This is a genomic window from Pseudomonas sp. 05T35, assembly GCF_056396605.1.
In genome coordinates, this window is the sequence record NZ_JBFTLU010000134.1 from 1 (window position 1) to 9,819 (window position 9,819).

Annotated in this window: 10 protein-coding genes; 6 read left to right on the top strand and 4 right to left on the bottom strand. The window is 58.2% G+C overall.

Going from position 1 to position 9,819, the window contains the following annotated elements:
• On the bottom strand, positions 1-942 hold a 942-nt coding region (mmsA, locus tag AC1DH9_RS12730; RefSeq protein WP_477808258.1), incomplete at its 3' end, for a CoA-acylating methylmalonate-semialdehyde dehydrogenase.
• Between the two features lie 150 nt (positions 943-1,092).
• Between mmsA and AC1DH9_RS12735 the strand changes: the two genes are divergently transcribed.
• Both AC1DH9_RS12735 and AC1DH9_RS12740 read left to right on the top strand, forming a co-directional pair.
• The gene (locus AC1DH9_RS12735; protein ID WP_427541995.1) at positions 1,093-2,040 is read left to right on the top strand and encodes a LysR family transcriptional regulator; all 948 of its coding nucleotides are present in this window, start codon (positions 1,093-1,095) and stop codon (positions 2,038-2,040) included.
• Positions 2,041-2,330: 290 nt separating this feature from the next.
• Complete coding sequence (locus tag AC1DH9_RS12740) at positions 2,331-2,894, top strand: histidine phosphatase family protein (RefSeq protein ID WP_427541998.1); 564 nt, start codon at positions 2,331-2,333, stop codon at positions 2,892-2,894.
• A 117-nt stretch (positions 2,895-3,011) separates the two neighbouring features.
• Here AC1DH9_RS12740 and yfiB read toward each other — a convergent pair whose 3' ends face one another.
• From yfiB to yfiR, 3 genes are read right to left on the bottom strand one after another with little or no spacing between them, the layout of a single operon-like run.
• Positions 3,012-3,515, bottom strand: coding sequence for an outer membrane lipoprotein YfiB (yfiB, locus tag AC1DH9_RS12745; RefSeq protein WP_427542001.1), 504 nt, complete (start codon positions 3,513-3,515; stop codon positions 3,012-3,014).
• 5 nt (positions 3,516-3,520) lie between these two features.
• Entirely contained in the window at positions 3,521-4,789 is a 1,269-nt protein-coding gene (dgcN, locus tag AC1DH9_RS12750; RefSeq protein ID WP_427542004.1) for a diguanylate cyclase DgcN/YfiN, read from the bottom strand.
• On the bottom strand, positions 4,786-5,361 hold the full coding sequence (gene yfiR, locus AC1DH9_RS12755) for a regulatory sequestration protein YfiR (RefSeq protein WP_427542007.1): 576 nt from the start codon (positions 5,359-5,361) through the stop codon (positions 4,786-4,788). The genes dgcN and yfiR overlap by 4 nt, the downstream gene beginning before the upstream one ends.
• A gap of 349 nt (positions 5,362-5,710) precedes the next feature.
• Between yfiR and AC1DH9_RS12760 the strand changes: the two genes are divergently transcribed.
• The 4 genes from AC1DH9_RS12760 to AC1DH9_RS12775 all read left to right on the top strand — a co-directional run.
• Positions 5,711-6,562 carry a sugar phosphate isomerase/epimerase family protein gene (locus AC1DH9_RS12760; protein WP_427542010.1) on the top strand — a complete coding sequence of 284 codons (852 nt, stop codon included), beginning with the start codon at positions 5,711-5,713 and terminating at the stop codon, positions 6,560-6,562.
• Positions 6,563-6,574: 12 nt separating this feature from the next.
• A complete protein-coding gene (locus AC1DH9_RS12765; protein WP_427542013.1) occupies positions 6,575-7,633 on the top strand; it encodes an isopenicillin N synthase family dioxygenase in 1,059 nt (352 codons plus the stop codon).
• Between the two features lie 42 nt (positions 7,634-7,675).
• Positions 7,676-8,476, top strand: coding sequence for an ABC transporter substrate-binding protein (locus tag AC1DH9_RS12770; RefSeq protein WP_427542016.1), 801 nt, complete (start codon positions 7,676-7,678; stop codon positions 8,474-8,476).
• A 99-nt stretch (positions 8,477-8,575) separates the two neighbouring features.
• Positions 8,576-9,819, top strand: a 1,244-nt coding sequence (locus AC1DH9_RS12775) for an amino acid ABC transporter permease/ATP-binding protein (protein ID WP_477808259.1), incomplete at its 3' end; no start/stop codon positions are given.

Below are 9,819 nucleotides of genomic sequence, written 5' to 3' on the forward strand. Positions count from 1 at the left end.
CGCCAGGGCCTTGAGGTCTGGCAGCCATTGCTTGGCCGCCCCCACCAACACCACCACCGAGGTGGCCATGCAGCGTTGACCGGCAGCGCCGAAACCGGCACCGACCAGCGCATTGAGGGCTTGCTCACGATTGGCATCGGGCAGCACCACCGCGTGGTTCTTGGCGCCCATCATCGATTGCACGCGTTTGCCGTGTTTGCCGGCCAGGTCGTAGACGTGAGTACCGACTGCAGTCGAACCGACGAACGAAACAGCCTTGATGTCTTTGTGGGTGCAGAGCGCGTCCACCACATCCTTGCCGCCGTGAACCACGTTGAGCACGCCGGCTGGAATGCCAGCCTCGATGGCCAGTTCCACCAGCAGCATGGTCGACATCGGGTCCTGTTCGGACGGTTTGAGCACAAAGGTGTTGCCGCAGGCGATGGCCATCGGGAACATCCACAGCGGGATCATCGCCGGGAAGTTGAACGGCGTGATGCCGGCGCAGACGCCGATCGGTTGGCGCAGGGTGTAGGTATCAACACCGCCCGCGACGTTTTCAGCGAATTCGCCCATTTGCAGGCTGCCAATGGAGCACGCGTGCTCAACCACTTCCAGGCCACGGAAAATATCGCCTTCAGCGTCGGCAATAGTTTTGCCCTGCTCGGCGCTGAGAACCACGGCGATGCGCTTGGAGTGCTCGCGAATCAACGCCTGAAGCTTGAGCATGATGCGCATCCGCGCGCCAATCGGCGTCAGCTTCCAGGTCTGGAAAGCGCGATGAGCGGCGCTGATCGCAGCGTCGACTTCCGCAGGCGTAGCGAACGGCACTTTAGCCAGCACTTGCTGGGTTGCCGGATTGACGATGTCGTGCCACTCGGTGGTCTGGGACTCGACCCATTGGCCGTCGATCAACAGCTTGACCTTTTGCACAGTGGTTTCTGGCGTGAGCGATGCGTTCATGCTGGTCTCCTGGACTTGTTGTTATGCAGGGAGCCAAGGCGAGAAAAGTCGCCTTGTAATGAGGCGTGTGTCGCGAGTTGGTTGTCGGACTGTTTTTGGAGTATAGATGTGCAAACTTCTAATAAGAACGCACATAAAAGCCGGTCCAACATGCAAAAAAACATCACATCGTTAGGCTCGTTGAACTGGGACGACCTGAAGTTTTTCCTCGAGGTCGCCCGTACCCGCAAGGCCAGCAGCGCTGCCAAACGCCTGGCCGTGGATTACACCACCGTGTCACGACGGATCACCTCGCTGGAAGGTGCATTGGGGACATTGTTGTTCGAGAAGTCGCGGACCAATGGCTTCGTATTGACCGCCGAAGGCCAGCGTTTGCTGGGTTATGCCGAATCCATAGAAAGCACGCTGCACATGGCGTGCGAGCAGGTGTCCGGCTCGGGCGTGGCGTTATCCGGCCATGTGCGGATGGGCTGCACCGAGGGTTTCGGGAGTTTTTTCATCACCCCACAGCTCAGCCACTTCGTCGATGCCTATCCGGCGATTTCGGTGGATATCCTGCCGCTGCCACACTTCATCAGCCTGTCCAAGCGCGAGGCGGACATTGTCATCGCCCTGGAACGCCCGGAACACGGCCCTTACGTCTGCTGCAAACTCTGCGACTACCGTTTGCAGCTGTACGCGACCCAGGATTACCTCGACCAACACCCGCCCATCCGCCGCCCGGCAGATTTGGGCAAGCATCAGTTCATCAGTTATGTCGACGATCTGGCATTCAGCTCGGAGCTGCTGTACCTGGCGAATGTACTACCCGGCGCCAGCGCCAACCTGCGCAGCACCAGCGTGATTGCGCAATTCGTCGCCGCGCAGCAAGGCCGCTCGCTAGCGATTCTGCCGTGTTTCCTGGCGGCCCAGGATCCACGACTGCTGCCAGTGCTGTCGGAGGAAATCAACATCACCCGGCAGTTCTGGATGTACTGCCGCGAGGACCTGCGCAAGCTCAAGCGAATCACGTTGTTGTGGGACTACATCCGCGCCGTGACCGAGCAGAATCAGGCGCTATTGATGGGGGAAACCCGAACGATGTACTTCGCCGACTGACAACCCTTCAAGGAATCAGGTAGCGGCGTCGTAACGAGGTCCGCAGGCCTTTGCCAAGGTTTGATGACAGGGATTGGTACGCAACTTGTGACATCGAAGGGCATTGGCAGGTGCCTTTGGGGGTATGGAGCTCGTTCACGCAAGCTGCAAATGTCGCTCCCTTCACCTAACGTCCAGATGATAATCTCACGCCTCAATGTGCGGTTTATACCGGCACGATCAGCATGCTTCAAATCCCCGCCGGGTGCATTTTCAGCACTCCTGGGACAGTAAAACAAGGACGTAAACACATGAGCAGGGAGATCATCCTGATGCGCCATGGGCAGCCGAATCTGGCCGTGGTCAACAAGGTTTCAGCGCTTGATATGAAACGCTGGATCGAGCAATACAACCTATCCGAAATCATCGACCAGCCTGCTCCAGAGGCGAGTGTGCAACTGGCCGCTACCGCCCAAGTGATTGTATCGAGCAGTGCGCCTCGGGCTCTGACATCCGTTCGGGCGTTGGGCCTTCAGCCCACACTGGTAGACGCGATTTTCTGCGAGGCGCAGTTGCCCCATGGCCGCTGGACACTGCCCCGTCTTTCACCGTTTACGTGGGCATTTATCCTTCGAGTCTCATGGTTATGCGGCTTCTCAGGGACGGTCGAGTCTTTCCGTCAGGCCAGGATTCGGGCCAACGAGGCCGCTCAACAACTTCGATCCCTTGCGAGCGCAGGCCCGGTCCTGTTGCTCGGTCATGGAGTCATGAATCGAATGATCGCCAAGCAGTTGGAGGCTGCCGGATGGACTCGCCAGAAACGCAATGGCAACCGTTACTGGAGCGCAATGGTCTATCGAATGAATCAGAGTTAAGGCACGTCGATAGTAACCGGGACGCACCCGGCTTATGGCATGCAAACGCATCCGCGCCGTGACCGAGCAGAATCAGGCGCTATTGATGGGGAAAACCCGAACGATGCACTTCGCCGACTAGTCAGCGCTCACCACGATCGATACCCGGCGATTCTCGGTGCGTCCGGCGACGGTGGTGTTGGATGCCACCGGCTCGGCGCTGCCCAGGCCGCGCAGTCGGATGTTCTCTTCCCGCATGCCAACGCTGGTCAGCACCTCGCCGACACTCTTGGCGCGGCGAAGGGAAAGTTGCTCGTTATAGGCCTCTTTACCCGACGTGTCGGTGTGGCCATCGACCCGCACGCGCTCAATGCCGGCACCGTGCAATGCCTTGCCGATTCGCTCGACGATTTCGGTACTTTGCGCGTTCAGGTGATCAACGTCGCTGCCAAACAGCACCTTGCCCGACAAACCGAAGGCCCAGCCGTCCTCGGTCAATTCGAAACCCTGTTGCTTGAGCACCGCGATCTGCGCCGGGCTGAGGCCTTTTTGCGGTGCGGTTTGGCATCCGGTCAATGCCAGCACGGCCATGAGCAAGGTAAAGGTAAAGAATCGCAGGGAACGCTGGGTCAGTGAAAACAAGGCTGTTAACTCCTGGTTTGAACGTTGGCGACAAGGTGCTCCGACCCTGCCGTATATTGCCCGCCTCGAGCGAGACGTTTGGCTTGATACATTGCCGCATCGGCGGCGTCGAGCAGGGTACCCGGCGTGGCGCCATGATCAGGGTAAATGGCAATGCCAACGCTGAGTGAGGTCAACACCTGGGTATCGCCCGGCAACTGAATCGGCAGCTCCATGCTGGCGATGATCTTTTCGGCAATACGTTCGGCGTCTTCGGTGTTGTGCAACGGAGTCAACAGCACAGCAAACTCATCACCCCCCAGGCGCGCGACCAGATCCTCTTCACGCAATTGCGCCCGGACTCGGGTTGCCACGGCAATCAGCACGGCATCGCCAGCGGCGTGACCGAAGTTGTCATTGATACCCTTGAACTGGTCGCTATCGAGAAACAGCACGGCAACCCGCTCATCGTGTTTACTGGCGTTGCGCAATGCACGGATCAGCCGACCTTCGAAAAACGCCCGGTTCGGCAATCCGGTGAGGCTGTCATGGCTGGCCTGGTGGGCCAGCGTTTCGTTTTCGCTTTGCAGGTGGGTTTGCCAGGACTCCAGTTCATCAAGCAAGGCATTGAAGTCGTTGCCCAGGCTGTCGAGTTCGGCAATGCGTGCTGGCGGCACACGACGATCGAGGGCCCGCTCCTGGCGCGCCGCGTGAGCGACCTCGGCCAGGCTGCGCAGTGGGCCGGTAATCCCTCGTAGTTGGCGTCGTGCCAGATACAACGCGACCCAGGCGCTGACCGCCGTACACAAGACAATCCCGGCCAGACCGCTGAGCAAAAAGCGCATCAGACTGCCGCCATGCCCGGTCAGCAGGATGCTGCCGATTTCCTGACCCCGATGAAGGATCGGCATATTGATCGGTTTTTCCAGAAGCGTTCGGGCGATCTGCATTTCCAGTTCGGAAACCAGACCGGTTTCCGGTCGCTGCCAACGCGCGAGCAGTTGGCCCTTTTCATCGAACACCTGGGCATCGGCCACTTCTTCTGTGGACGCGATCAGCGCCAGCGCTTCCGTCGCCGCCGCGCTGTCGTTGAACACCACTGCAGCTTCCACGGTGTAATTGATCGAACGGGCAATCAGCTGCAGGTTGTGATCGGCATACACCCGCAAGGCCAGTACCCCGAGCAAGGTCAGGGACAGACTGGCCATGGCCACCCCAACCAACGCGACAATCAGGTGCCCACGGCCAATGACCGATTTCAACGTTGGGCGGTTACCGGACCTGAACAGGCTCATGGGGCCGCCGCTTTACGGCGAGAGAGTTGCAAGACGCTGGGGTGAACGCGTACACCACTACGGGCTACCGAGTCGAGGTTGACCTCAAACGAGACTTGATTGTCACTGACCCGCAGGCAGAACAGGCTGCCTACCGTGCATTGATCGCCGCCCTCGCTGATACTCAGCACCGGATGGCCTGTCAAAGAAGCGAAGAGCGTGCTGCGCTCTTCATTGGTCAGTTTGCCGATATAGATTGCGTCACACTCGCTGGCGATCGCCGGGTAATTGGCCAACAGTCGCCGAACGACCACCGGACGACCCGTGGCTTGAGTAGTGCCTTTGAGCAAATCGTCGGTGTACTCGGTGGGACCGACCACGCATAAACGCAATTGCGCCGGCTCCACCGGCCAGCGAGCGTAGCTGAGGATTCCCAACACCACTTGCGTGACCGACATGGCGCGCTGATCAGCCATGCTCGCTGGCGCCTGCAACTCGGCGAATACAGGAAGGCTCAACAAACAGAAAAGGCCGGCCAGCAGCAGTTGCTTCCAGCCAGCAATGCGTTCTGTCGTCCAGACAGCCAGCTTCATGCGGGAATTCTCGTTGATCGTCATGGATGATGCCGCAACGATAGCATATCCAGTGAAATGCTCACGAAAGCAGCGAGTATTGATAGGCGCCTATTTGTTTATAAAATCCTGAAGTAACAATTTGGGGTTTCCTATTTTTCTCTGTTTCACCCCATGTCTACCATCAGCACCAACGTGACCTGTAACCGCACTGCGGTCCTAATAACAATAAAAGCTGACAGCGACGTAAGTGAAAACGGATCCCTGAGATCCGACTCATGAAAACCTTTTGCTACTGCCATAACAGCTCGATTCGGTCATGCACCGGCGTCGAGCCTCGAGTAGTTCAAGGCGTCGTGGAGGTTCACCGATGAAACTGGAAATATTTCGTACCCTCTGGGGCTATAGCGCGAGCAAGGCCCAGGCCCTCGATGAGTTGCTGAAAGCCGGCTTCGATGGCATGGAAGCTCGCCTGCCGTTGGACGTCCGCGAACGAGCCGAGTTCGGCGCCTTTCTAAAAGCCAATGCACTGGCTTACATCAGCACCGTGTTTACCGCCTATGACGTGCTGCCGGAACAATCCGCGTCGCCCACCGAACACCTTCTTGATCTGGACAAAAAGCTCGCTTGGGCTGCCGAGCTCAATCCACGCTTCGTCAATGTGCTGGCCGGCAATGACCGTTGGCCGCTGGCGCAGCAGGTGGAGTTCTTCGGCCAGGCCATGGCGCTTGCACGCAAGCACGGGCAATTGTGCAGCTTCGAAACCCACCGCTCACGTTCACTGTTCAACCCTTGGCTGACGCTTGAACTGATCCGGCAGCTACCCGACTTGCGGTTCACCAGCGATATCAGCCATTGGGTCGTGACGTGCGAGCGGTTGTTGAATGATCCGGCGGATGACCTGAGTGCCTTCGTCGAGCGCGTACACCATATCCAGGCCCGCGTCGGCTATGACCAAGGCCCGCAGGTTCCCCATCCCGCCGCCCCGGAATACGCCCAGGAACTGGCCTTCCATCAACAGCACTGGGAAGCCGTCTGGCGCTCCCAACAGGCTCGCGGCTATCAGGTCAGCACCCTGACGCCTGAGTTCGGTGCCGACGGCTATTTGCACCACTTACCCTTCACCAATGTGCCGGTCGCCGACCTGTGGTCGCTGAATATATGGATGGCCAATACAGAGCGCGAACACTTCGATCGCTTCAATCACTCAACCCTCACGTGAGGTGCTTGCAACATGTCCGAGCAGATCAATAACACTACGCCCCAAGCGAACTTCAAGAGCATTCCGGTGGTGGATATCGCCGGTCTGTTCAGCATCGAACGGGAACATCGGCTGGTCGTCGCAGAGCAACTCGGGGTGGCTGCCAGTGACGTCGGCTTTCTCTATATCACCAGCCATGGCATCGATCCGCAGTTGATCACCAACTTGCGCCAGGCAGCCAAGGACTATTTCGATCAGCCCCTGGAAACCAAGATGCAGCACTACATCGGCACCTCGAAGACTCACAAGGGCTTTGTCCCGGAAGGTGAAGAGGTTTATGCCAAGGGCAAACCGGATCATAAGGAAGCCTTCGACATCGGCTTCGAAGTCCCGGAAAACGATCCGCTGGTACTGGCTAACACGCCGCTGCTCGGGCCGAATGAATGGCCGTCACTGCCAGGTTTCAAGGAAGCCGTGCAGGCCTACTACGCCGCGATCTTCGCCCTCGGTCGACGGCTGTTCGGGGGCTTCGCCCTGGCATTGGGCCTGGAGGAAGACTATTTCGACAGCATGGTCACCCGGCCGCCCTCGAAGCTGCGTCTGATCCACTACCCGTTCGATGGAACGGCACAGGATGCACCCGGGATTGGTGCACACACCGACTACGAATGCTTCACCATTTTGCTGGCTGACAAACCCGGGCTGGAGGTGATGAACAATCTAGGCCAGTGGATTGATGCACCGCCTGTTCCAGGGGCGTTCGTGGTGAACATCGGCGACATGCTCGAAGTCATGACCGCGGGTGCATTCGTTGCAACGGCTCACCGTGTCCGCAGTGTCAGCGAAGAGCGCTACTCCTTCCCGCTGTTCTATGCCTGCGACTTCCATACCCAGATCAAACCCCTGCCAGGCTTTGCCAAGACCGGGCAGGAGTATGAGCAGATCGCCATTGGCGAACACATGTACAGCCAGGCGCTGCAAACTTACCAATACCTGCGCAAGCGGGTGGAAAACGGAGAAATCATGTTGCCGGAGAAGGCGCGTAAGCCTTCGAGCTTCGGGCACCTGAAAAATCAGACACAACCGTCCTGATCATTGCTGTCGGCCACTACTTTCTAATCGGAGTCACCGAAAATGCTTAACAAAAATAACCGTGCTGCCCGCTTGTCCCTGCTCGCCGCCAGCCTGTTCTGTGCAACCGCCAGCATGGCTTCCACCGCCACACCGGGTCAGTTGAAAATCGGCATGGAAATCACCTATCCGCCGTTCGAGTCCTATGACAGCCAGAAAAATATCGTCGGCTCCGATCCGGAACTGGCTCAAGCCCTGGCCAAGCAGATGCAAGCCAAGGCGGAGTTCGTCGATACCAAATTCCCCAATCTGATTTCCGGCCTGAACTCCGGGCACTACGACGCGATCATCTCCGGCATGTACATCACGCCAGAGCGTCAGACTCAAGCCATGACCATTGGCTACGCCGTAACGGGCGCGGCAATCATGGCGCCGAAAGACAGCACGCTGAATGCACAAACCCCAGAAGACCTCTGCGGCCTGAAAGTCGGACTGGAACAAGGCACCACCTGGGTCGCTCAATTGAAGAAACTCTCGACCGACTATTGCGTGCCGAACAACAAGGGCGCCATCACTGTCAGCGAGTTCCCGTCGGCACCGGAAGTGACCCAGGCCCTGCTGTCGAAAAACATCCAGGCCCAAATGGAAATCGCCGGTGCGGCGAAGATGATCGCCGAGCACACCAACGGTCGTGTAGTGGTCACCTCCCAGCATCTGGTCTATCCGCAAACCCTCGGCATCTTCGTCAAGAAAGGCAATGACGAGACCTATCAGGCGCTGCTCAAGGCGTTTGATGCCGCGAAAAAAAGCGGTGACTACGCAGCTATCCTGAAGAAGTACAACCTGGAAGAAGCGTCCAACTAAGGCAACGCCCCTTCGCGGGCCAGCACACGCCTACAAAAATACCGCTCCCCCTGCGGGAGCGGCTTACCCGCGAAGATTTCAATGCGGTTCGAGGTACTTATGCAATTCGATTGGACGTATTTCTTCTCCCTGTTCGCAGATTCCGCCTTCTGGCAAGCCTGCGTCACTGTGATCGAGCTCAGTGCCCTGGCCTGGTTCATCGGCATGCTGCTGGGCTTTGTGCTGGCCTCGGCCAAACTGTCGACTTCGGTCTGGCTCAGACTTCCGGCGACCGCTTATATCTGGTTCTTCCGCAGCATTCCGCTGCTGGTGCTGGTGGTCTTCGTCTATAACCTGCCGCAGTTATTCCCGATGACCGGCTCGGTCCTGTCCAACCCGTTCTACTCCGGGTTGTTCGCGCTGGTGATCACCGAAGCGGCGTATATGGCAGAGATCCATCGCGGCGGCCTGATTTCGGTCGCCAAGGGTCAGAAAGAAGCCGGGCGTGCGCTGGGTATCGGCTTCCTGGGCTTGCAGCGTTTGATCGTGATTCCTCAGGCTTTTCGCATTTCCTTGCCGACCTTGATCAACGAATACATCACGGTGGTGAAACTGACGTCGCTGATCTCAGTGATCTCCCTGACCGAACTGCTGACCGTCGGCCAGCGCCTGTACGCGCAGAACTTCCTGGTGATGGAAACCCTCGGCGCGGTAGCGGTGTATTACGTGTTTATCGTCAGCGTGTTCGGTTGGTTTTTGCAGCGACTGGAACGCCATCTGGATCTGAACCAACGCAAGCCGCAAACCCTCGACGAAACCGCCGTGACCCGACTCAAGGCCCAATCCCAACCACTGACCAGCACTGCCGGCCTCCCGGTCAACCGCGGTGCGGTACCGGTTCTACAACTGGAGAAGATCCACAAGCGCTATGGCAATCACGAGGTGCTCAAGGGCATCGACCTGACAGTCGGCAGTGGTCAGGTGATTTCGATCATTGGTCCGTCAGGCTCAGGTAAAACGTCGTTGATTCGCACCATCAATGGACTGGAAAGTATTGATCAAGGCGAGATCATGCTTTTCGGCGAAAGCTTCATCGGTTCCAACGACACCCCCAACAGCGCCAGGGTTCGTAGTGGCGTGCGGCATATCGGAATGGTTTTCCAGAACTTCAACCTGTTTCCCCATCGCTGCATTCTTGACAACATTACTCTGGCGCCGCGCTTCCACGGCGGCGCAAAACCCTTGAGTGAACAACGCGCCTATGCGCTGCTGGACAAGGTCGGACTGCTGGCCCACGCGCACAAGTACCCGCATCAGCTTTCCGGCGGTCAGCAACAACGGGTAGCGATTGCCCGGGCATTGGC